This window comes from Pseudomonas sp. S2_H01 (assembly GCF_054668305.1).
In genome coordinates, this window is record NZ_CP162756.1 from 678,092 (window position 1) to 699,594 (window position 21,503).

A 21,503-nucleotide genomic window follows, 5' to 3' on the forward strand; every position below is an offset into this window, starting at 1 on the left:
CCTCACAAGAATCTTTGGTTGTTCCACGTTTACCGAGAGCACGCCGATGAACAGTTCTCTACCCTTCACCTGCTTCACCCTGCTCCTGCTCGGCGGCTGCTCGCTGGAGCCGACCTATGAGCGCCCCGACGCGCCGATCGATCAGCAATGGCCTGCCAACACCAAAGGCGCGGTGGCTGATCCGAAGCGGGCGTTTCAGGAAGACTGGCACACGTTCATCACCGACCCGCGGCTGCGACAGGTGATCGATCTGGCGTTGGAGAACAACCGTGGCCTGCGCCAATACGCGGCCTCGGTGGAAGAGTCCCGCGCCGAATCCGACGGCGCGCATGCCTCGTTGTTTCCGTCCATCGGCATCAACACCTATGCAGGGCGCAGCAAGATCCCGCCCCTGGTGCGTACCCAGGGCGGTGGCGTCAGTTCGGGCAGCCTGGACAATACGTTTCAGGCCACTGCGGGTTTCACCTCCTATGAACTGGACCTCTTCGGGCGCCTGCGCAGTCAGCGCAACGCGGCCGATGCGCGCTTCGAGGCCAGCGAGGCCGATTACCAGACCGCGCGCCTGGGTTTGATCGGCGAAGTCGCCAGCACCTGGCTGACCCTGAAGGCCAATCAGACGCTGCTCAACCTTGCGGAAACCACCTACCAGTCCCAGCAGCATTACGGCGAGCTGCTGCGCAGCAGTTACAACGCCGGCTCGACGGCACGCATCGATGTGCATCAGGGCGACGCGATGACCAACACCGCCGCCGTGCAGGTCAACACCTACCGCATGAAGGTCGCACAGAACCTCAACGCACTGCGCGTGCTGGTCGGCCAACCGGTGCCCGACCAACTGTTGCCGGTCGGCGATCTCGGGAAGACGCTGGCGACGGCCGATGTTCCGTCCGGCTTGCCCTCCAGCCTGATCCAGCGACGTCCCGATATCATGTCCGCCGAGGCCGTGCTGCGAGCCTCCAACGCCGACATCGGTGCCGCGCGCAGTGCGTATTTCCCGACCCTGTCGTTGACCGGCGCGCTGGGCAGCCTGAGCGGGGATTTCTCGAAACTCCTCACCGGCCCGGCCCAGTTCTGGCAACTGGCGGCGGCCGGCTCGATGACGCTGATCGACGGTGGTCAGCGACGTGCCGTGGTGGACGCCAGTCATGCCCGTTATGACGCCAATACCGCAGCGTACGAAGGCACCGTGCAAAACGCTTTTCGCGAAGCCGCCGACGCGCTGAACGCCCGTCAGGAAATGCTCGCGCAAGTCGCGGCGCAACAGCGGCTGGTCGGGGATTATCAGGAAGCCTGGCGCCAGTCGCGCTTGCGCTTCGAGGCCGGGCTGGACAGCTACTTCTCGACCATGGACGCACAACGCTCCCTGTTTGCAGCCCAACAGGAATACCTGAATCTGGAACTGGCACGGGAGGTCAATCAGGTCGATCTGTACAAGGCACTGGGCGGCGGATGGACGCCCCCGAAACTGAATGTCGCGGATGCGAAATGAGACACTCGGATCGCGGATGTTCCTGATTCTGGCCGGAGGCCGTAGGAGCGCGGCTTGTGTCTGGGCCGCATCCGGACGATCTGGCGCGAAGCGGCAGCAAAATCAGTCGACCCGGTTCTTCCTGACACACCGCATGCACAGGTTTTGCTGCCGGTCCCCGGCAGATCGCGGGACAAGCCACGCTCCTACGCCTTCCAGGCAGAAGCGGTGTTGCAAGCGCTCTCGGCTTTTGATTCTGGCCGAAGGCCGTAGGAGCGACCGGGGTGGCGCTCCACCTTGCCCGCGATCTGGCGCGAAGCGGCAGCAAAATCAGTCGACCCGATCGCTCCCTGCACCTTCCAGGCAGAAACAATACCGTGCCTGGCATGACCTAAGCCCTCCGGGCACAAACAAGGCAGTGCCTGGCATGACGTGCGCTTCCTCCAGGCAGAAGCGGGATCGCCTATTTTCTAGCTACGGCAAATAAATACTGAACAACCCGCCGCCCAGCTCGCCGCCGTTGGCGATCTCGATGTGGCCCGTCACGCCCTGACGCTGATGCTGCCTGGCGATATTCGCCGCGAAGTACAGACCGAGGCCGGTGCTGCCGCTGCTCTGGTTGAGGCCCAGTACGTAGTCGGTCTGGTGTTCGATCATGCGCTCGGGAAACCCGGGACCGTCGTCGTTGATGCGGATGACCAGTTGCTCGCCGACCTGACCGGCGCTGATCAGCACGTGCTGGCGGGCAAAGCGGATGGCGTTGATGACCACGTTCGACACAACCGAGCCGATCAGCTCGCGGTCGAAGAAGCCCGGCAATCCAAAGTCGTCCACGTGGTAGCGCGCCACGATGCCTCGGCTGTCGAGCACCTCTTGATGAAACGCCAGTTGTGCCTCGATGAAGTCGTCCAGCTCGTGATAATCCGGGCGCAACGGCAGCTGATTCACACCCAGTTTATACAGACCCAACAACTGCACCAGCATGCCGTTCAGGTGCGCGAATTCGTACTCGATCACACCCTGCTCTGGCGTACCACGCTGTGCGTCGGGCAGATCCTTTACCCATTGCCCGTGAGCCTGGATCAACGACGCCAGCGAGTTCTTCATGTCGTGCACGGTGGAGGCAATCACCATGGAGAAATCAAGCCCTGTTTCCTGATCGTTCATTCGCCAAACGCCCTGAGTCGCAGTTTCTGATAACGGTCGTAACGTGGATCGGTGTCGGGCATCTTGCCCACCATTTTCAGACTGTTCTGGCACTCCAGCAGGCTGGCCGTGTCCAGGTTCTGCACACCGACGTGCAGCAGCGACTGGGCCATGTTCAACGCAATACTGATGTTCTTCGGTTGCAGCGCCAGCGCCTGACGGAACAGGTCCTGCGCCTCGCCAAGCTTGCCCGCGCGGTAGCTGCGAATGCCCTGCAGGTTCAGGTCGATGGCCGCTTTGCCCGCGCTGAGGATTTCCGGATCGTCGGTCTGCCTGGCAATGCCTTGCATGACCACCGGATCGTCACCGTAGATTTCCGCACAGCTTTTCAGAATGCCGGCCCCGGCAGATTCCTGACCCAGCTGTTTAAGCTGCGCGGCCACGGCCAGCGCCGCGTCGGCACTCAAAAACTGTTCCATGCCTTCCAGGCGCGCCATGGCCTGCTCGGTCAGCTTGGCGGCCATTTCCGGATCGGAGCTCGCCACGCTAGTGGCTTTCATCAACCGTGCACGCACTTGCAGGCCGGCATCGTTGGTGTGCTCCTTGGCGACTTCGCTTAACGTCGTGTTGATCTCCACACGGGTGCGCGCATCCAGACCACGCTCACCGCCGCGACTGATCAACGCCTGCGCCAGACCGAGGTTGGTTTCCGGGTCCTTGAAGCGCGAAAACTGACCCTGCGCCACCGCCTGACGATAGGCCTTGGAGGCGCCATCGAAGTCCTGGTTTTCCAGCGCCAACTGGCCAAGTAAACGTTGACGACGCACGGCGTAAGGGGACAGCCGGACAGCCTCTTCGAGCATCTTCTGCGCGCGCTTTTTGTCGCCGCTGGCGATCAGCACATCGGCCAGACCGTCAAACAACACCGGCATCGCATTGAACGCACGGATCGCGTCTTCGTAGACCGCCTGCGCCTCGGCATTACGTCCGCGCTTGAACAGCAGTTTGCCCAATGCCGCGTAGGCCCAAGGCTGAGGACGGTCGGCCAGAATCGATTTGAGAAAGGCTTCCAGCGGCTCGTGCTGGTTCAGATCACGCAGGGCGTCGGCTTTGTAACGCAGGCACAGCGGCGCGAAACGTGGGTCTTGTTTGGTCAGGTTCACGCACGCCGCCAGCACCTCGGCCGGCTTGCCGCGATCCAGTGCCTGAAGAATCGGCTTGAGCAGGTTCTTGCGCTGAACGATCTTTTCCAGACGCTGCGCAAGACTTGCGCGGTTGAACGGTTTGGTCAGGTAAGCATCGGGCTCCCACTCCAGCGCGCTCATGACCATCGCCTGACTGTTCTCGGCGGTGACCATGACAAAGACGCTTTCATGGCTGATCAACTTATCGGTCATCAGGTCTTCGAGCACCTGCTGACCGTTCTTCTTGCCATCGCCCAGGTTGAAATCGTGCAGGATGAAGTCATAGCGCTTCTGCGAACACATCTTCAGCGCCTGTTCGCCGGTATCGGCGGTGTCCACTTCCTTGACGCCCAACTCGCGCAGCATCGACCTGACCGAACTGCGGAAATCGGAGAAATCATCGACGATCAGAAAGCTTTTTTGGTTCCACGCCAGCATCGAGATTCCTGTCACGGGAGAGAAAATCAGCCCAGGGGCAATTACGTTACGGGTCGGCTGCACCGCTCCCACTTTTTGGCGGGGGAAATGATAGCCAACATCAATTTGCCATCAAGCTATTTCGCGAAAGCTTTGGCCTGTTCAGGTGCGGCACGACGCCGCTTGTCCGGGTTATCGGCGGCACCAGGGTAAAGCTTAGGTGATGGCAGTGGGAAAAAGCGACTGCAAGGCGCCTCGCGCCGATTGCTGATGACGGATCTGTGACGCAGTGTGTCGGTCCCGAATCACCAAACATGAGCGCACTCACCCACACGGACTAATGGATCCAATAACACCTTCAAAATGGCCTGAAAGACGACGTTCATCGACGTTATTTCGAATTGTGTAAAGTCCCTCATCCCCCCGCCGATAGGGAGTGAAAGCGGTTTTGCACCGCCCACCCTTACCCTGTCCGAGTAATCGTCATGTCCTGGCTGACCGATCTGAAACTCAAGTCCAAACTCCTGTTTGCGTTTAGCCTGTGCGCCTTGATCACCATCGCGATGGGGGTGTTGGGACAGAACGGTGTTTCGCGCCTCTATGCGCTGTTTCAAAACACCGTTAGCGATAACTTGATGACGATTGCCAAGGTTGACTCCGTCAAAGCCAACGTGATCGCCACCAATCGCGACTTCTTCAAAATCATTGGTCTGAGCGCGCTCAAGGCCGACCCGGCCGAAATCAGCTCGGCCCTTCAGTCGTTCAAAGAAAACCAGACGCAAGCAGACACCGACTTCCGTTACTACCGCAGTACACCTCTGGAGACCGACGAAAAAGCCGCTGGCGACGATTTCGAGCGTGATTGGGCCGCGTACCTGAGCGCCGCACAAAACGCGTTCGCTGTGCTGCAAAGCGGCGACATCGAGCAAGCCAGCAAACTGGCCGCCAGCAGCGTCACGCCGAGCTACCGCAAAACCATGGGCGAGCTGAAAATCATCATTGAGTCCAACGCACGGCAGGCCGCCGAAGCCACTCAGGCGGGTGTCGACCTGGATCGTCAGGTGACGTGGATGCTGGTCATCGGGTCCCTGATCGCTGTGGTCTGCGCCATCGCCTTGGGCCTGATCGTCACGCGGATGATCACCCGTCCGATTTATCAGTCGGTGGAAAGCGCGACGCGCGTGGCCAGCGGCGACCTGACCCATGCCATTGCCGTGGGCGGCCAGGACGAAACCGGTCAGTTGCTCAAGGCACTGTCCAACATGCAAGGCAACCTCAAAGACACCGTGCAGCAGATTGCCAATGCCTCGGATCAACTGGCGTCGGCCGCAGAAGAGCTGACGGTGGTGACCGATGACAGCACCCGCGGATTGCAGCGTCAGAACGATGAGATTCAACAGGCCGCCACCGCCGTGAACCAGATGACCGCAGCGGTCGAGGAAGTCGCCCGGAATGCGGCCAGCGCCTCGCAAGTTTCGGCCCAGACCGCCGACGATGCACTCAAAGGGCAGCGTCAGGTGCAGCAAGCGGTCACCGCCATGAACACCATGACGGTGGAAATCAACGATTCGACGCAACGGGTCGAAGCCCTCGCGGGCCAGATTCGCGACATCACCAAGGTGCTGGATGTGATTCGCGGCATCGCCGAACAGACCAACCTGCTGGCCCTTAACGCCGCCATTGAAGCCGCACGCGCCGGTGAGCAAGGCCGCGGTTTTGCGGTGGTCGCCGACGAAGTCCGCGCACTCGCCCACCGCACTCAGGTATCGACCGGTGAAATCGAATCGATGATCACCCAGGTGCGCAACGGCGCCGATGAAGCCGTGCAGGCCATGGGCAAGAGCCAGTCCATCGCGGCCAATACCCAGACGCTGGCCACCGAAGCCGGACTGGCACTGGAACGCATCAGCGAGGGCGTCAGCCAGATCAACGAACGCAACCTGGTCATCGCCAGCGCCGCCGAGGAACAGGCCCAAGTCGCCCGCGAGGTCGACCGCAACCTGGTGAACATCCAGGACCTGTCGGCCCAGACCGCGGCAGGCGCCAACCAGACCAACGCCTCCAGCCAGGAACTGTCGCGTCTGGCGGTGTCGTTCAACGCCATGGTGGGCAAGTTCACCCTTTGATTCTTGGCCGCCGTGTGGGAGCAGGCTTGCTGGCGAATGGAGAACTGTCGGCCACTGCCGATGTGGCTGAAAGGACACTTTCGCCAGCAAGCCGGCTCCACAAAAACCGTGTCGATGCAGACACCGCAGCCACCCTTTAGCCACCTGAGACAAATTGGCCAATTGACTAAATCGTCCTACGATTTGTCGTAAATCTCATTTCGGGTACAATCCCGCCCCTCCCGCAGATCGCTTGGACCTGATGACCGAGTCCTGCGGGGGTGTAGATGTTTACTCAAGCTGCTGAATCCAATGATCGAATAAAAAGCCAGCACCGAGGGACATAGAACGGGAAGTCCCGGATTCACAGACTTCCTGACCCTGCCTCCTCGTCTTCTGAGAGCGAAGCCTTCTGACGTTTGTACCCCGAACCGGGTTGCAGCAACGGCGGGACGTTGCCTGATGAAGGACCGCAGGTGGATAACTTTCTCTCTATTGGATGACTCAATGTTCAAGAAAACGAGCAAGGCTCTGTTGGGCCTGGCGATTTCGGCGACCTTCCTGCAAGCCCACGCGGCTGAAAGCAAGAAAGTCGACGTCCTGCTGATCGGTGGCGGCATCATGAGTTCGACCCTGGGTGTCTGGCTCAACGAGCTGGAGCCGGGCTGGTCGATGGAAATGGTCGAGCGTCTGGACGCGGTCGCCGAAGAAAGCTCCAATGGCTGGAACAACGCCGGTACCGGCCACTCGGGCCTGGCCGAACTGAACTACACGCCAGAAGACAAAGACGGCAAGGTCAATATCTCCAAGGCCATCGAAATCAACGAAGCCTTCCAGGTGACCCGTCAGTTCCTCTCCTGGCAGGTCCGCCAGAATGTCCTGAAGAACCCGCCTTCGTTCATCAACACCACTCCGCACATGAGCTTCGTGTGGGGCGATGACAACATCAAATTCCTGAAGAAGCGTTACGACGCGCTGCAAGCCAGCCCGCTGTTCCGTCCGATGCAATACTCCGAAGACCCGGCGCAGATCGCCAAGTGGGTCCCGCTGATGATGGAAGGCCGCGATCCTTCCCAGAAGCTGGCGACCACCTGGACGCCGATCGGCACCGACGTCAACTGGGGCGAAGTCACCCGTCAATACGTGTCCTACCTGCAGACTCGCCCGAACTTCGACTTGAAGCTGTCCAGCGAAGTCAACGACATCACGCGTAACGAAGACGGCTCCTGGCACGTCGAGTACAAGAACCTGAAAGACGGCACCACTTCCGGTACCGATGCCAAGTTCCTGTTCATCGGTGCAGGCGGCGGCGCGCTGAAGCTGCTGCAGAAATCCGGCATCCCAGAGGCTCGCGACTACGCAGGCTTCCCGGTCGGCGGTTCGTTCCTGGTAACCGAGAACCCGACCGTCGCCATGCAGCACATGGCCAAGGCCTACGGCATCGCTTCCACCGGCGCGCCACCGATGTCGGTTCCGCACCTGGACACCCGTGTGCTCGACGGCAAGCGTGTCATCCTGTTTGGCCCGTTCGCGACCTTCTCCACCAAGTTCCTGAAAGAAGGTTCGTACCTGGACCTGTTCAGCAGCATGACCACGCACAACTTCTGGCCGATGACCAAGGTCGGCATCGAGCAGTACCCGCTGGTCGAGTACCTCGCCGGTCAACTGATGCTGTCTGACGACGACCGTTTCAAAGCGCTGCAGGAATACTTCCCGCACGCCAAGAAAGAAGACTGGCGCCTGTGGCAAGCCGGTCAGCGCGTGCAGATCATCAAGCGTGACGCGGACAAAGGCGGCGTGCTCAAGCTGGGCACCGAAGTCGTGTCGTCTCAGGACGGCACCATCGCTGCGCTGCTGGGCGCATCGCCAGGCGCTTCGACCGCCGCTCCGATCATGCTGAACGTGCTGGAAAAGATCTTCAAAACCCAGGTGGCAACACCTGAGTGGCAAGCGAAGATCCATCAGATCGTGCCGAGCTACGGCACCAAGTTGAACGAATCGCCGGCCGCTGTTCAGCAGGAGTGGAACTACACCGCTGAAGTCCTGCAACTGGGCAAGCCTCCGGTCATTGACCAGACCGTTGGCACCAGCCCGGCGACGCCGTCCAAGCCGGCTGAAAGCAAGCCAGCGAACGACATGGCACTGTAAGACTCGCTGCCGCTTGCCGGCATTGATGACGCAGTGAAGATAAAGCCACGGGGCTGAAAACCCGTGGCTTTATCGTTTGAGGTCCGCACGTCGGGGGGTTGCGACCCGTTTGATTCGTTACACCGCATCACAAATGAAGTACCCCGCCCCGCATTTATCCCGTCGCTGCAAGCTCCTAAAGTCAACTCCACTTGCTCTTCCACCCTCCCGGTGGGAAGCACACTGGAGACTTTTCCATGCCTTTCATCAGCGTTCGCATCACCCGCGATGGCGTTACCAAGGAGCAGAAAGCTCAAGTCATCGCCGAAATCACCCAGACCATGCAGACCGTCCTGAACAAGGACCCTCACCTCACCCACATCGTCATCGAAGAAGTGGACACCGATAACTGGGGGTACGCCGGTATTACCACCACGGAGTACCGCAAGAACCTGGCGGAGTCAGCCTCGTGAACCCGGCCGTGAACCGTACCGTCAAGGTCGATTTCGTGTCGGATGTCGTGTGCCCCTGGTGTGCGTTGGGAGCGACAGCACTCGAGCAGGCCATAGCGAACCTCGCCGGGGAAATCACCGTCGAGCTGACCTACAAGCCCTTCGAACTGAACCCGGACATGCCGGCCGAGGGCGAGCACGCCGTCAAGCACATGATGCGCAAATATGGCCGCACCCTAGAAGAAGTCGCTTCCCGTAACGAGATGATCATCGCCCGTGGCAAGGCGCTTGGCTTTCGCTTCGACCTGGAAAAACGCAGTCACTTCTACAACACCTTCGACGCCCATCGCCTGCTGTTGTGGGCCACCCACGAAGGTCGTCAGGTCCCGCTGAAGAAAGCCCTGCTGAAAGCCTACTTCACGGATGGCCAGAACCCCGGCGATCAAGAAACGCTGGTGCGCCTGGCGGGTGAAACCGGACTGTCAAGCGACCGCGCCCGTGAAGTGCTGGCAGCCGGTGAGTTTGCCGACGAAGTCCGTGAGCTGGAGCGTTTCTACACCGACCGCGGAATCAATTCTGTCCCGGCGATGGTACTGAACGATCGCCAGTTGGTGGCCGGATCGCAGTCGGTCGAGCACTACGAAACCGTCCTCAGGCAGATGGCGCAAGAACCCGCCGCCGCTTGATCACCCACTTACCGATTCACACCCTATCCATTAATGAGCGAGAACATCATCATGAGCAATTCGAAAAAAGTCGTTGTGGTCACCGGTGCATCCCAAGGTCTTGGCGCTGGCATCGTCGCGGGTTTCCGCAAGCTGGGCTATCAGGTCGTCGCCACCTCGCGTTCGATCCAGCCATCGACCGACCCGGACATCCTCACCGTGGCCGGTGACATCGCCGACCCTGCGACCGCCGAGAAGATCATCCGCGAAGGTGTGGCCCGCTTCGGCCGCATCGACACGCTGGTCAACAACGCCGGTATCTTCCTGGCCAAGCCGTTCACCCAATACACCCGAGAAGACTACGTAAACACCGTGGCCACCAACATGGGGAGCTTCTTCCACATGTCGCAGCACGCCATTGCGCAGATGGAAAAACAGGGCGATGGCGGTCACGTCGTCAGCATCACCACCACGCTGGTCGACCACGCCATTGACGGTGTGCCTTCGGTGCTCGCGTCGCTGACCAAGGGCGGCATGAACGCCGCCACCAAATCGTTGGCGATCGAATACGCCAAGCGTGGCATCCGCGTGAACGCGGTCTCCCCGGGCATTATCAAGACGCCGATGCACGGCGAAGAAACCCACGCAGCGCTGGGCAGCCTGCACCCGATGGGCCACATGGGCGAAGTCCAGGACATCGTCGGGGCCGTGCTGTACCTCGACAGCGCCGCCTTCGTGACAGGCGAAATCCTGCACGTCGACGGTGGTCAGAGCGCCGGTCACTGATTGCCGACTCGATATCTTCAAAAAGCGGGCTACTGTTGGAAACGGCTCACGCCACGCTGCGCCATCCGGCGTAGCCCGCATTTATCGTAAGGAGCGCACCATGGACAAGAACATCGAGAAAGTGCTGTACACCGCCAAGGTCCACACGGCCGGTGGCCGCGACGGCACAGCGGTCAGTTCCGACAAACGCCTGGACATCAAACTCTCCTCGCCCGGCGCCAAAGGCGAGGGCACCAACCCCGAGCAACTGTTCGCGGCAGGCTGGTCGGCGTGCTTCATTGGCGCCATCGGCGTCGTAACCGCCAAGATGAAAGTCACCATGCCACCCGACACCACCGTGGATGCAGAGGTCGATCTGGGCACTAACGCCGGCGGCTACCTGATCCAGGCACGGCTCAACGTCGCATTGCCCGGAATGGACCGCGAAACGGCGCAAAAAGTCGTGGATGCCGCCCACGAAGCCTGTCCTTACTCGAAGGCAACGCGCGGCAACATCAATGCCGTAATCACGCTGGTTTGACGCGCTCACCTGATTGAACTGCGTGCACTGACGTAGCGTCGACGCCCGCTGGCCCTGCCTTTCCAGCCCGCTCTGCCCTGCGGCACGCAGTCTTCAAATAAAACTTCTTACGCTGGAGGTTCTATATGAAACTGCAAATGCTCACGGCTGCACTGATCATCGGTGGGCTGTCGATCTCTGGGGCCACTCAAGCCGCCGAAACGTCGACAGCCCCTGCGGCATCGGCTGGCAAAACCAGTGCAGTGAAACAGGAAGTGAAGCTGACCCGGGTGACGCCCGAGTACTGGCGGGTCACCTTTCACAACCCTCCGTTCAATATCTACGGCCCGGAAACCATGCCTCAGTTGAACGAAGTCATCACCGCCATCGAATCCGACCCCAAGCTGCGTGTTGTGGTATTCGACAGTGACGTGCCTGACTTTTTCCTGACGCACTACGATTTCGTACCGCCCCTGACCGACACGACCAGCATGCCAAACGGCAAGACCGGGCTGCCGCCGCTTCCCGACATGTTGGTGCGCCTGAGCAAGGCACCGGTCGTGTCGATCACCTCGATACGTGGGCGCGCCACGGGCGTGGGCAGCGAGCTTGCACTGGCAAGTGACATGCGATTCGCCAGCCGTGAAAAAGCCGTTCTGTCGCAATGGGAAATTGCCGCCGGCCTGGTGCCGGGAGGCGGACCCAGCTCTCGGCTGCCACGCCTGATAGGCCGCGGCCGTGCGCTCGAAGTACTGCTCACCGGAGAGGACATCAATGGTGATCTCGCCGAGCGTTACGGCTACGTCAACCGCGCGCTCCCCGATGGACAACTGGACGGTTTCGTTGACGCCATGGCGCGTCGTATCGCCCGTTTTGACAAAGAAACGATCGCAGACATCAAGAATCTGGTGAACAAATCCAGCCTGCCTGCTGACGAAGACATCGGTGCGGAATGGCAAGGATTCATTGATTCAGTGCAACGGCCAGCAACTCAACACCGCATCAAACAATTGATGGACATGGGTCTGCAACAGAACCCCGATGTTGAAAAACGCCTGCCTGTCTACACCGGTAAAACCGGGGAAGCCTCGAAATAAAGCGCGCTTGCCCGCGTTGATGAGCCCATTGCCTGAGCGCTCGGACGGTGGGCTTTTTTTGTCCTCGTGGATTTGCCACTGCCCGCTATCAATTCTTAAAAAACGGGATCGCCAGGTCACGTATATCGACGATGACGTCGTCAGGGCTTAAATCAAGGTCCGGCACTCGTTGAAGCCCCGGGCTGGACCGCAGCAGGACATTCGCCCCCTCAAGCCCCGCCCGGGCGCTGCCACTGATCATACGGCGTCATATCCGCAAGATCCGCACGTTAGCGCTGCCAGGCATGAACCACCTGCACCCCACCGACCGTGCGTTGCAAATCCACGCACTCATAGCAGGAAAAATCGCCCTCAGCGGCGTCGGGTCATGTCCGCTTCGCGCGAAACAACCGGTCGAGGACAGAAAATTTTCCTGCAGGTCGATCACCAACAGCGCGGTGGATTCAGGGTGGAGTTGACCGTCGTAGGGATGGCTGAAGCGCCGGGCTGAGACCCTGGGGTTCCTCCGGACGCGGACAGACGATATGGAGAGGGAATATCGATGATTTTGGCGCGACAAGTAGAAGATGGTGTCCCAGGCGGGGTTCGAACCTGCAACCTTCCCCTTAGGAGGGGGATGCTCTATCCAATTGAGCTACTGAGACACTGTGCCGACGCTCTGAATGGCGCCAACGGGACGGCGTGCATGTTAACGGCAAGCCCTTGTTTTGTCATGTCGTCATTGTCTTTTTAGGGTGTAGTCCAGAACGCCCAACACCGGCGCCTCAAGGGCATCATGCAAATTGCAATGCCACAAAGTGACATCATTGCAAACTGCAACCTGCCTACCATCCAATCAATCGATAAGCATTTGATTTTATTGACATTTATTATGAATAAACGCTTGGCATGCAGACTGCATTATCCCTTTCTGTGCAATCCCCTTCACAACCCGAATTCCAAGCGAAGGTAATCGAGATGAACATGACTCTCTCTCTGTTGAACGCAGCGGCTCTCGTCGCTCTGGTGGCTTTCCACTTCCAGGACGATGGCAGCAAGGCAGGCAACGCTGCCAACACAGAAAGCGTAGCTGTTCAGGCTCAACCGCATTACCTCATGAAACAGGCGCCTCGCTTCGTCGCACAACCGGCACACCGCTCAGATGCGATGCTGGCCAATGACACTGACGAAGCGATCCCTGTGGATCGCTCCGAACGCTGGGTGTTTTGACGCTGAATGTGAAATCGGGCTTGCCAATCAGTCTTTCGTTTAGAGAACCGCCATGTCAAAAGCAGCACTGTCCTTTCTGATCCTGGCCATCATGGCCGTTGCCATTGACCAGTTGCTTCCACCGTCGATGGACATGCTGAGCACCGCTGCCAAGACGGCAGCTGGCGTATTCGCCAGCCTTTTCGTGGCGGCTCTGTTCGTCGGTCGCCGAATCAAGTTTGATCCAGTGCTGCGCCAAGCCAAACCCTGACTTTCATACCTGATGGCGTGATCGGCATTTCGAGCGCCATTTGATCCGGTTCTGACACTCGCGCCGCCGAGCTGTCCACTTCTTTGACAGACCCTTCGTCTCTTTCTTGGCACCTTTCTCGTATTTTTCCTCAGACACCTCTACGCTGAAGACAGATAGCCACCATGGCGCAAACCCGCGTACCCGGCGGCTGTCGATCAGATGGACGGTGATCGGGAACTTTGCAAACCAGAACGCATTTCTGATAATTGGTGCTGGCTAAACGCCTTTATCTAGTTCAATATTTGTCACAGATTTGACGCCAAGGTTCCGGCGGATTGATGCATGATGACGGACCTTTATGTTGGACGGTTGAACATTTCGCCAAAATGACAGTCAGACCATGACATCAAGCGGCCTGATGCACGAACCGCCTCCCCCTTTGAACTAAATCGGTTAAATATATGAGCCCTATGAAACAGGCCCCTTATTCCAGTCGCACAGCTGACAAGTTCGTTGTCCGTCTCCCGGAAGGCATGCGTGAACGGATCGCTGATGTCGCCAAGAATCATCACCGGAGCATGAACTCTGAAATCATTGCCCGCCTCGAGCAAAGCTTGATTCAGGAAGGCAACTTGGGAGACGAGCCAAGCCTGCGTCTGGACAGCCCTGAGCTGTCACTGCACGAGCGTGAATTGCTGCAGCGCTTCCGCCAGCTCGCTCATCGCCAGCAGAACGCACTCGTGTCCCTGATCGCACACGACACCAAGATGACGAACGACGACGAATAAGTCGGCGCGTCTCAGAAACTCAAAAGCCAGCCTCTCGCTGGCTTTTTTGTGCCTGTGATTTGGGACTTTCATGATTGCCGGGCACAAAAAACCGCCACAAGGGCGGTATTTGTGGGTGCTCTTATATGGCTAGAGCAAGAACAGGGTCGCCAGACCAAGGAAGATGAAGAACCCTCCACTGTCCGTCATGGCCGTGATCATGACACTGGCGCCCATGGCAGGATCGCGGCCGAACCGCGCCAAGGTCATCGGAATCAATACACCCATGAAGGCGGCGAGCAGCAGGTTAAGCGTCATCGCAGCCGTCATGACCACGCCCAGCGACCAGCTGTGATAAAGCAGGTAAGCCACGACACCAATCACCCCACCCCACACAAGGCCGTTAATCAGCGCAACGCCCAGCTCCTTGCGCATCAGTCGCGAGGTGTTGCCGGTACTGACCTGATCCAGCGCCATGGCGCGAACGATCATGGTGATGGTCTGGTTACCGGAGTTACCACCAATGCCGGCAACGATCGGCATCAAGGCGGCCAGTGCCACCAGTTTCTCGATGGAGCCTTCGAACAGGCCGATGACTCGCGAGGCTAAAAAGGCAGTGATGAGGTTGACTGCCAGCCATGACCAACGGTTGCGCAACGAGCGCCACACTGATGCAAAGATGTCTTCCTCTTCACGCAGACCGGCCATGTTGAGGACTTCGGTTTCACTTTCTTCGCGGATCAGGTCAACCATTTCGTCGATGGTCAGACGGCCGATCAATTTGCCGTTCTTGTCCACCACCGGCGAGGAAATAAGGTCGTAACGCTCGAACGCCTGGGCCGCTTCATAGGCATCACCGTCCGGGTGGAAACTCACCGGATCGCTGGCCATGACCTCCGACACCTGCTTTTCAGGATCGTTGACCAACAGACGCTTGATGGGCAATACGCCCTTGAGCACGCCGTCAGAGTCGACCACGAACAATTTGTCCGTGTGGCCCGGCAACTCCTTGAGACGGCGCAGGTAACGCAGCACTACCTCAAGACTGACGTCTTCGCGGATGGTGACCATCTCGAAGTCCATCAGCGCGCCGACCTGGTCTTCGTCGTAAGACAGCGCCGAACGCACGCGCTCGCGTTGCTGGCTGTCCAGCGCTTCCATCAACTCATGGACGACGTCACGTGGCAGCTCAGGTGCAAGGTCGGCAAGCTCGTCGGCGTCCATTTCCTTGGCGGCCGCCAGCAACTCGTGATCGTCCATGTCGGCAATCAGCGTTTCACGAACGGAGTCGGATACTTCGAGGAGAATGTCGCCGTCGCGCTCGGCCTTGACCAGTTGCCAGACCGTCAGACGGTCTTCGACCGGCAGCGCTTCAAGGATGTAGGCAACGTCGGCGGAGTGCAGATCATCGAGCTTGCGTTGCAGCTCGACCAGATTCTGCCGGTGAACCAGGTTTTCAACACGGTCTTGGTGCTGGCCTTCCTGGCGATGAGTCAGGTCTTCGACGACACGCTGACGTTGCAACAGGTCGACAACCTGCGCAAGGCGGTCCTGAAGGCTTTCCTGCGTCTTTTTTACTTCGATTTCGGTCATAGGCGAACTCCACTCCCAGCAGTGGACCACGCCGGAAGATCAATCAGTCGATTCTTGATTGGTAAAGCTTAAGGCTGAGTTGCTACTGGGTAAGTCCATGGAGGTATTCCACAAGCCCCGGCGGGGCTGACGGGCGCAATCATACACCGCTTGCCGGGCCTTCATGTTAAAAATTCAACGCGGAACAATCGGTTGCAACACAATGTTAACTATTGTCCGAGTCGTTATTGCTACGACGTCACATCCGGAGAGGAAAACACGCTCGCCTCAAAAATTTCACATGGCTAGTCTGCCCTGACACCTGTCACGGAGGACGCTGTCATGCTGTTGGACACCCGCAAACCAGTTTTTGCTGCCCTGCTCTTTTTCCCCGTTCTGGCCACTGCAGCCACAGTGCATCGTTGCGAGGACGCGAATGGAAAGATCACTTTCACCACCCTTGCCTGCCCGGCAGGCCACGAGCTGAAACTGCAGAACGCACACAATCCCCCGCCGGGCAGCGTGTTAACCCCCAGCGCCCCTTCAGAAACCAAGACCCGAAAGAGAAGCGAAGAACTGGTCATCGTAGGTCAGCGCGACGACGGCTGTGGAAACGTGCTGAGCGCCGAACAACGGCGGAGGGCGATCATCAATCAGCAGACACCCACGGGCATGACAAAACGTGACGTCGAAAGCCTGCTGGGCAAGCCGGACAAGATTGTCGGGCGCAACGCCGAGCTTCGGTACGTGTACGAGGAGAAGAAAGGGAAAAGCCGGCAGGTGACGTTCGACGAAAACGGCTGCGTAAAAGGCAAACGCTAGAAAAGCAAAAAGCCCGCATTTGCATGCGGGCTTTTCGTTTTATGGTGCACTCGACAGGATTCGAACCTGTGACCGCTCGGTTCGTAGCCGAGTACTCTATCCAGCTGAGCTACGAGTGCAGGTGGCGCTTGATAAACCAGATCACCTCTGGTTAATGCGTTTTACTTCCAGAAGTGAGTGGTACTTCCGAAGACCTGTTAAAGCCAGGCTCTTTCTTAAAGCAGTTGTTCGTATTACTACCAACAACGCTTAAATGGTGCACTCGACAGGATTCGAACCTGTGACCGCTCGGTTCGTAGCCGAGTACTCTATCCAGCTGAGCTACGAGTGCATTTGTTGCCGCGCATTATAGGCCGTTAAATCTTTTGGTCAAGAACTTTTTCTAGTAAATTCAACAACTTACCGATCAAGCCAGATTACAACGTACTACGCAAATAATGGCGGAGAACGGGGGATTCGAACCCCCGACACCCTTTTGAGGTGTACTCCCTTAGCAGGGGAGCGCCTTCGGCCACTCGGCCAGCTCTCCGCAACACGGGGCGTATAATAACCACCCTTTTCCCCGTTTGCAAACCAAAAATTCAATAAAAATTAATGGCTTGGTTCCTGGTCCTTCTCTTTCTTGATGCGCAGGTAAATCTCTTCACGGTGAACAGCCACTTCCTTGGGTGCGTTGACCCCAATCCGGACTTGATTACCTTTAACGCCGAGCACGGTCACGGTGATTTCACCGTCACCAATAATCAGGCTCTCCGCGCACCGGCGGGTCAAAATCAGCATACCTATCTCCTCAACCTGCATTCAGGGACAACAGTCTGCACAACCAAAAAGGCGTTGGCCCCCACCAGCATCGGCAGCAGGTCTACGCCTTGAGTATTGACTAGCGCCGGAAAAAAAACAGTTTTCTCGCGCACATCAGAAACACAAAAGGCGCGGTAGCCACCGCGCCCTTTGTTCAATGCCTTACTCGCCCTGGCGAGGGGCGTCGAGCTCGAACGCTGTGTGCAGGGCGCGCACAGCCAGCTCCAAATACTTCTCCTCGATGACGACCGAAACCTTGATTTCGGAGGTGGAGATCATCTGGATGTTGATGCTTTCCTTGGCCAGTGCTTCGAACATACGGCTGGCAACACCTGCGTGCGAACGCATGCCGACACCGACGATGGACACCTTGGCGATCTTGGTGTCGCCAACGACTTCACGCGCGCCGATTTCCTTGGCGGTGTTTTCCAGCACGGTCAGCGCCGACTGGTAGTCGTTGCGGTGCACGGTGAAGGTGAAGTCGGTGGTGTTATCGTGCGCAACGTTCTGCACGATCATGTCCACTTCGATGTTCGCGCCGCTGATCGGGCCCAGAATCTTGAATGCAACGCCCGGGGTGTCTGGCACGCCACGGATCGTCAGCTTGGCTTCGTCGCGATTGAAGGCGATGCCAGAAATGATCGGCTGTTCCATGGATTCCTCTTCATCAATGGTAATGAGGGTGCCTGGACCCTCCTTGAAGCTGTGCAGTACGCGCAGCGGGACGTTGTACTTGCCGGCGAATTCCACCGCGCGGATCTGCAACACCTTGGAACCGAGGCTGGCCATTTCCAGCATCTCTTCGAACGTGATCTTGTCCAGGCGCTGAGCCTGAGACACGACGCGCGGATCGGTGGTGTAAACGCCGTCGACGTCGGTGTAAATCTGGCATTCATCCGCTTTCAAGGCGGCGGCCAGCGCCACACCGGTGGTGTCGGAACCGCCACGACCCAGGGTCGTGATGTTGCCGCTCTCGTCCACACCCTGGAAACCTGCGACCACGACGACGCGACCTTCTTTCAGGTCTGCGCGAATCTTCTGATCGTCGATCTGCAGAATACGCGCCTTGTTGTGCGCGCTGTCGGTCAGGATGCGAACCTGATTACCGGTGTAGGACACCGCCGGTACACCGCGCTTGATCAGCGCCATGGCCAGCAAGGCAATGGTCACCTGCTCGCCGGTGGACACGATCACGTCCAGTTCGCGAGGAACCGGTTGATCGCTGATCTGCTTCGCCAGGTCGATCAGGCGATTGGTCTCGCCGCTCATGGCGGACAGAACCACCACCAGATCATCGCCCGCGTCGCGGAATTTTTTGACTTTGTCGGCCACCTGCTCGATGCGCTCTACCGAGCCCACGGAGGTGCCTCCAAATTTCTGTACGATTAAAGCCATCTCAAAGCCGCCTCAGCCCGTGAAGGGCGCCCGTTAATCATTCAAACCGCAAAGCGCCGAAGCCCGCTGGATAGCGGACTTCGGTGGGTCGACTTAGCTTCCCTTACATTCCCTGTTCGGCGAACGGAACCGCCAGCGCGAGCGCTGCGTCCAGGCCAGCGGCATCCACGCCACCGCCCTGCGCCATATCAGGACGACCACCGCCTTTACCGCCCACGGCGGCAGCCGCTTGCTTCATCAAATCACCGGCTTTGAGTTGGCCAGTCAGGTCTTTGGTGACACCCGCCACCAGAACGACCTTGTCCTCATGCACCCCGCCGAGCAGGATCACTGCGCGACCGAGCTTGTTCTTCAACTGATCCACCAGCGCCAGCAACGCCTTGCCATCCTGACCGTCGAGACGGGCAGCGAGGACCTTGGCGCCTTTGACGTCCACTGCCGAGGCCGACAGATCGTCGCCCGCCGCACTGGCCGCCTTGGCCTGCAGTTGTTCCAATTGTTTTTCCAACAGGCGATTGCGCTCCAGGACAGCCGACAGCTTGTCCAGCAGGTTGTCGCGATTGCCCTTGACGAGGCTCGCAGCCTCCTTCAGTTGTTCTTCAGCCGTATTCAGGTAGGCCAGCGCCACAGCGCCCGTCACCGCTTCGATACGACGCACGCCAGCCGCCACGCCGCCTTCGCTGATGATCTTGAACAGCGCGATGTCGCCGGTACGGTTGGCGTGAATGCCGCCGCACAGCTCGACCGAGAAATCACCGCCCATGCTCAGTACGCGAACGCTGTCGCCGTACTTCTCGCCGAACAGCGCCATGGCGCCTTTCCTCTTGGCGGTTTCGATGTCGGTTTCTTCGGTTTCGACCGCAGTGTTCTTGCGCACTTCGGCGTTGACGATGTCTTCCAGCGCCTTGATCTGCTCAGGCTTGATGGCTTCGAAGTGGCTGAAGTCGAAGCGCAGGCGCTGACTGTCGACCAACGAGCCTTTCTGCTGAACGTGATCGCCCAGCACCTGACGCAAGGCCGCGTGCAGCAAGTGAGTGGCCGAGTGGTTCAGCGAGGTGGCCTGACGTACCTCAGCGGCGACCTGAGTGCTGACGGTCGCGCCGACGTTCAGGCTGCCCGACACCTGGACGCCATGGTGCAGGAAAGCACCGCCGGTCTTGGTGGTGTCGCTGACGTCGAAACGCACGTCGCCGGCAGTGAGGTAACCGCTGTCGCCGATCTGGCCGCCGGACTCGGCGTAGAACGGGGTGCGATCAAGGATGACCACGCCGTCTTCACCTTCGCTCAGCTGCTCGACCGCCACGCCTTCTTTATAAAGCGCAACGACTTTGGCGTCGCCGGCCGTGGCGCTGTAGCCGGTGAACTCGGTGGCCACATCAACCTTGACCAGGCTGTTGTAATCCATGCCGAAGGCGCTGGCGGAACGCGCGCGCTCACGCTGGGCGTCCATCTCGCGCTCGAAACCTGCCTCGTCGAGGGTCAGGTTACGTTCACGGGCGATGTCGCCGGTCAGGTCCATCGGGAAACCGTAGGTGTCATACAGCTTGAACACCACATCGCCGGGCACCACGGTGCCTTTGAGTTCAGCCAGATCCTGCTCGAGAATCTTCAGGCCCTGCTCCAGGGTCTTGGCGAACTGCTCTTCTTCGGCTTTCAGCACGCGCTCGATGTGCGCCTGCTGGGATTTCAGCTCAGGGAACGCTTCGCCCATCTCGGCCACCAGCGCGGCGACGATCTGATAGAAGAAGCTGCCCTTGGCGCCCAGTTTGTTGCCGTGACGGCAGGCGCGACGAATGATGCGGCGCAGCACGTAGCCGCGGCCTTCGTTGGAGGGCAATACACCGTCGGCGATCAGGAAACCGCAGGAACGAATGTGGTCAGCCACCACTTTCAAGGAAGCCTGATTGTCGTTGCTGCAGCCGATCGCCTTGGCAGCGGCAGACAGCAGGCTCTGGAACAGGTCGATTTCGTAGTTGGAGTTCACGTGCTGCAGCACGGCGCTGACGCGCTCCAGGCCCATGCCGGTGTCGACCGACGGTGCTGGCAGCGGGTGCAGCACGCCGTCGGCGGTGCGGTTGAACTGCATGAAAACGTTGTTCCAGATCTCGATGTAACGGTCGCCGTCTTCTTCCGGCGAACCCGGTGGGCCGCCCCAAATGTCGGCGCCGTGATCGTAGAAAATCTCGGTGCAAGGACCGCACGGACCGGTGTCGCCCATGGTCCAGAAATTGTCCGACGCGTAAGGCGCGCCCTTGTTGTCGCCGATGCGGACCATGCGCTCGGCCGGAACGCCGATTTCCTTGGTCCAGATGTCATAGGCCTCGTCGTCCGAGGCGTAAACCGTGACCCAGAGTTTTTCCTTGGGCAGGTTCAGCCATTTGTCGGAGGTCAGGAAGGTCCAGGCGTAGGTGATCGCATCGCGCTTGAAGTAGTCACCGAAGCTGAAGTTACCCAGCATTTCGAAGAAGGTGTGGTGACGGGCGGTGTAGCCGACGTTTTCCAGGTCGTTGTGCTTGCCACCGGCGCGCACGCACTTCTGGCTGCTGACGGCACGGGTATACGCCCGTTTTTCCTGGCCCAGGAAGCAGTCCTTGAACTGGTTCATGCCTGCGTTGGTAAACAGCAGGGTCGGGTCATTGCCCGGAATCAAGGAGCTGGAGGCTACACGGGTGTGGCCTTGCTCTTCGAAGAAGCGAAGGAAGGCTTCACGGATTTCTGCGCTTTTCATAGGTTCTTCCACGGGAACTGCGGCCAGAGGC

Annotated in this window: 18 protein-coding genes and 4 tRNA genes; 12 read left to right on the plus strand and 10 right to left on the minus strand. The window is 59.1% G+C overall.

Annotation, left to right across the window (positions count from 1 at the left end; genetic code table 11):
* Window positions 1-46: 46 nt before the first annotated feature.
* Window positions 47-1,489: an efflux transporter outer membrane subunit gene (locus AB4N84_RS03000; RefSeq protein WP_460045207.1), complete on the plus strand. Its 1,443-nt coding sequence runs from the start codon at window positions 47-49 to the stop codon at window positions 1,487-1,489.
* Window positions 1,490-1,942: 453 nt separating this feature from the next.
* Here AB4N84_RS03000 and AB4N84_RS03005 read toward each other — a convergent pair whose 3' ends face one another.
* Together AB4N84_RS03005 and AB4N84_RS03010 are read right to left on the minus strand one after the other, a co-directional pair.
* Window positions 1,943-2,635 (minus strand): sensor histidine kinase, encoded by a 693-nt coding sequence (locus AB4N84_RS03005; protein ID WP_074757222.1) that lies wholly within the window; start codon window positions 2,633-2,635, stop codon window positions 1,943-1,945.
* Entirely contained in the window at window positions 2,632-4,236 is a 1,605-nt protein-coding gene (locus AB4N84_RS03010) for a response regulator (protein WP_074757223.1), read from the minus strand. Before AB4N84_RS03010 ends, AB4N84_RS03005 begins: the two co-directional genes overlap by 4 nt.
* Before the next feature lie 464 nt (window positions 4,237-4,700).
* Between AB4N84_RS03010 and AB4N84_RS03015 the strand changes: the two genes are divergently transcribed.
* The 7 genes from AB4N84_RS03015 to AB4N84_RS03045 all read left to right on the plus strand — a co-directional run bounded on the left by AB4N84_RS03015 (window position 4,701) and on the right by AB4N84_RS03045 (window position 11,946).
* The gene (locus AB4N84_RS03015; protein WP_460045209.1) at window positions 4,701-6,341 is read left to right on the plus strand and encodes a methyl-accepting chemotaxis protein; all 1,641 of its coding nucleotides are present in this window, start codon (window positions 4,701-4,703) and stop codon (window positions 6,339-6,341) included.
* 486 nt (window positions 6,342-6,827) lie between these two features.
* Window positions 6,828-8,468 carry a malate dehydrogenase (quinone) gene (mqo, locus tag AB4N84_RS03020; RefSeq protein WP_460045210.1) on the plus strand — a complete coding sequence of 547 codons (1,641 nt, stop codon included), beginning with the start codon at window positions 6,828-6,830 and terminating at the stop codon, window positions 8,466-8,468.
* Window positions 8,469-8,704: 236 nt separating this feature from the next.
* Window positions 8,705-8,920 carry a tautomerase family protein gene (locus AB4N84_RS03025; RefSeq protein WP_074757229.1) on the plus strand — a complete coding sequence of 72 codons (216 nt, stop codon included), beginning with the start codon at window positions 8,705-8,707 and terminating at the stop codon, window positions 8,918-8,920.
* An 8-nt stretch (window positions 8,921-8,928) separates the two neighbouring features.
* Window positions 8,929-9,585, plus strand: coding sequence for a DsbA family oxidoreductase (locus tag AB4N84_RS03030; RefSeq protein ID WP_460046929.1), 657 nt, complete (start codon window positions 8,929-8,931; stop codon window positions 9,583-9,585).
* 51 nt (window positions 9,586-9,636) lie between these two features.
* A complete protein-coding gene (locus AB4N84_RS03035) occupies window positions 9,637-10,350 on the plus strand; it encodes an SDR family NAD(P)-dependent oxidoreductase (RefSeq protein WP_074757378.1) in 714 nt (237 codons plus the stop codon).
* 100 nt (window positions 10,351-10,450) lie between these two features.
* Window positions 10,451-10,870 carry an organic hydroperoxide resistance protein gene (locus AB4N84_RS03040; RefSeq protein WP_460045211.1) on the plus strand — a complete coding sequence of 140 codons (420 nt, stop codon included), beginning with the start codon at window positions 10,451-10,453 and terminating at the stop codon, window positions 10,868-10,870.
* Window positions 10,871-10,995: 125 nt separating this feature from the next.
* Window positions 10,996-11,946 carry an enoyl-CoA hydratase/isomerase family protein gene (locus AB4N84_RS03045; protein WP_074757233.1) on the plus strand — a complete coding sequence of 317 codons (951 nt, stop codon included), beginning with the start codon at window positions 10,996-10,998 and terminating at the stop codon, window positions 11,944-11,946.
* Between the two features lie 567 nt (window positions 11,947-12,513).
* Here AB4N84_RS03045 and AB4N84_RS03050 read toward each other — a convergent pair.
* Window positions 12,514-12,590 (minus strand) — tRNA-Arg (locus tag AB4N84_RS03050).
* A gap of 313 nt (window positions 12,591-12,903) precedes the next feature.
* Here AB4N84_RS03050 and AB4N84_RS03055 point away from each other — a divergent pair.
* From AB4N84_RS03055 to AB4N84_RS03065, 3 genes are all read left to right on the plus strand, one after another.
* Window positions 12,904-13,155 (plus strand): hypothetical protein, encoded by a 252-nt coding sequence (locus AB4N84_RS03055; RefSeq protein ID WP_074757262.1) that lies wholly within the window; start codon window positions 12,904-12,906, stop codon window positions 13,153-13,155.
* A 52-nt stretch (window positions 13,156-13,207) separates the two neighbouring features.
* Entirely contained in the window at window positions 13,208-13,405 is a 198-nt protein-coding gene (locus tag AB4N84_RS03060) for a PA3371 family protein (protein ID WP_460045212.1), read from the plus strand.
* Window positions 13,406-13,848: 443 nt separating this feature from the next.
* The gene (locus AB4N84_RS03065; RefSeq protein WP_074757266.1) at window positions 13,849-14,175 is read left to right on the plus strand and encodes an Arc family DNA-binding protein; all 327 of its coding nucleotides are present in this window, start codon (window positions 13,849-13,851) and stop codon (window positions 14,173-14,175) included.
* A gap of 129 nt (window positions 14,176-14,304) precedes the next feature.
* Here the strand turns inward: AB4N84_RS03065 and mgtE are convergent, their stop codons facing one another.
* Window positions 14,305-15,747 (minus strand): magnesium transporter, encoded by a 1,443-nt coding sequence (gene mgtE / locus AB4N84_RS03070; protein ID WP_460045213.1) that lies wholly within the window; start codon window positions 15,745-15,747, stop codon window positions 14,305-14,307.
* Between the two features lie 321 nt (window positions 15,748-16,068).
* Between mgtE and AB4N84_RS03075 the strand changes: the two genes are divergently transcribed.
* A complete protein-coding gene (locus AB4N84_RS03075; protein ID WP_074757270.1) occupies window positions 16,069-16,548 on the plus strand; it encodes a DUF4124 domain-containing protein in 480 nt (159 codons plus the stop codon).
* Window positions 16,549-16,590: 42 nt separating this feature from the next.
* On the opposite strand, the gene AB4N84_RS03080 is transcribed toward AB4N84_RS03075, so the two are convergent.
* From AB4N84_RS03080 to alaS, 6 genes are all read right to left on the minus strand, one after another.
* Window positions 16,591-16,667: transfer RNA gene (locus AB4N84_RS03080), tRNA-Arg, on the minus strand.
* A gap of 135 nt (window positions 16,668-16,802) precedes the next feature.
* A tRNA-Arg gene (locus tag AB4N84_RS03085) sits at window positions 16,803-16,879 on the minus strand.
* 107 nt (window positions 16,880-16,986) lie between these two features.
* A tRNA-Ser gene (locus AB4N84_RS03090) sits at window positions 16,987-17,077 on the minus strand.
* Window positions 17,078-17,139: 62 nt separating this feature from the next.
* Window positions 17,140-17,328, minus strand: a complete 189-nt coding sequence (gene csrA / locus AB4N84_RS03095) for a carbon storage regulator CsrA (protein ID WP_020290522.1) — start codon at window positions 17,326-17,328, stop codon at window positions 17,140-17,142.
* Window positions 17,329-17,511: 183 nt separating this feature from the next.
* Entirely contained in the window at window positions 17,512-18,744 is a 1,233-nt protein-coding gene (locus tag AB4N84_RS03100) for an aspartate kinase (protein WP_074757272.1), read from the minus strand.
* A 103-nt stretch (window positions 18,745-18,847) separates the two neighbouring features.
* Window positions 18,848-21,472 carry an alanine--tRNA ligase gene (alaS, locus tag AB4N84_RS03105; protein ID WP_460045214.1) on the minus strand — a complete coding sequence of 875 codons (2,625 nt, stop codon included), beginning with the start codon at window positions 21,470-21,472 and terminating at the stop codon, window positions 18,848-18,850.
* Between the last annotated feature and the right edge of the window lie 31 nt (window positions 21,473-21,503).

What these genes read in the sequence shown, in the direction of transcription:
- AB4N84_RS03000 (WP_460045207.1), top strand. Translation starts at nt 47, where the DNA reads ATGAACAGTTCTCTACCCTTCACCTGCTTCACCCTGCTCCTGCTCGGC.
- AB4N84_RS03005 (WP_074757222.1), bottom strand. Translation starts at nt 2,635, where the DNA reads ATGAACGATCAGGAAACAGGGCTTGATTTCTCCATGGTGATTGCCTCC.
- AB4N84_RS03010 (WP_074757223.1), bottom strand. Translation starts at nt 4,236, where the DNA reads ATGCTGGCGTGGAACCAAAAAAGCTTTCTGATCGTCGATGATTTCTCC.
- AB4N84_RS03015 (WP_460045209.1), top strand. Translation starts at nt 4,701, where the DNA reads ATGTCCTGGCTGACCGATCTGAAACTCAAGTCCAAACTCCTGTTTGCG.
- mqo (WP_460045210.1), top strand. Translation starts at nt 6,828, where the DNA reads ATGTTCAAGAAAACGAGCAAGGCTCTGTTGGGCCTGGCGATTTCGGCG.
- AB4N84_RS03025 (WP_074757229.1), top strand. Translation starts at nt 8,705, where the DNA reads ATGCCTTTCATCAGCGTTCGCATCACCCGCGATGGCGTTACCAAGGAG.
- AB4N84_RS03035 (WP_074757378.1), top strand. Translation starts at nt 9,637, where the DNA reads ATGAGCAATTCGAAAAAAGTCGTTGTGGTCACCGGTGCATCCCAAGGT.
- AB4N84_RS03040 (WP_460045211.1), top strand. Translation starts at nt 10,451, where the DNA reads ATGGACAAGAACATCGAGAAAGTGCTGTACACCGCCAAGGTCCACACG.
- AB4N84_RS03045 (WP_074757233.1), top strand. Translation starts at nt 10,996, where the DNA reads ATGAAACTGCAAATGCTCACGGCTGCACTGATCATCGGTGGGCTGTCG.
- AB4N84_RS03055 (WP_074757262.1), top strand. Translation starts at nt 12,904, where the DNA reads ATGAACATGACTCTCTCTCTGTTGAACGCAGCGGCTCTCGTCGCTCTG.
- AB4N84_RS03060 (WP_460045212.1), top strand. Translation starts at nt 13,208, where the DNA reads ATGTCAAAAGCAGCACTGTCCTTTCTGATCCTGGCCATCATGGCCGTT.
- AB4N84_RS03065 (WP_074757266.1), top strand. Translation starts at nt 13,849, where the DNA reads ATGAGCCCTATGAAACAGGCCCCTTATTCCAGTCGCACAGCTGACAAG.
- mgtE (WP_460045213.1), bottom strand. Translation starts at nt 15,747, where the DNA reads ATGACCGAAATCGAAGTAAAAAAGACGCAGGAAAGCCTTCAGGACCGC.
- AB4N84_RS03075 (WP_074757270.1), top strand. Translation starts at nt 16,069, where the DNA reads ATGCTGTTGGACACCCGCAAACCAGTTTTTGCTGCCCTGCTCTTTTTC.
- csrA (WP_020290522.1), bottom strand. Translation starts at nt 17,328, where the DNA reads ATGCTGATTTTGACCCGCCGGTGCGCGGAGAGCCTGATTATTGGTGAC.
- AB4N84_RS03100 (WP_074757272.1), bottom strand. Translation starts at nt 18,744, where the DNA reads ATGGCTTTAATCGTACAGAAATTTGGAGGCACCTCCGTGGGCTCGGTA.
- alaS (WP_460045214.1), bottom strand. Translation starts at nt 21,472, where the DNA reads ATGAAAAGCGCAGAAATCCGTGAAGCCTTCCTTCGCTTCTTCGAAGAG.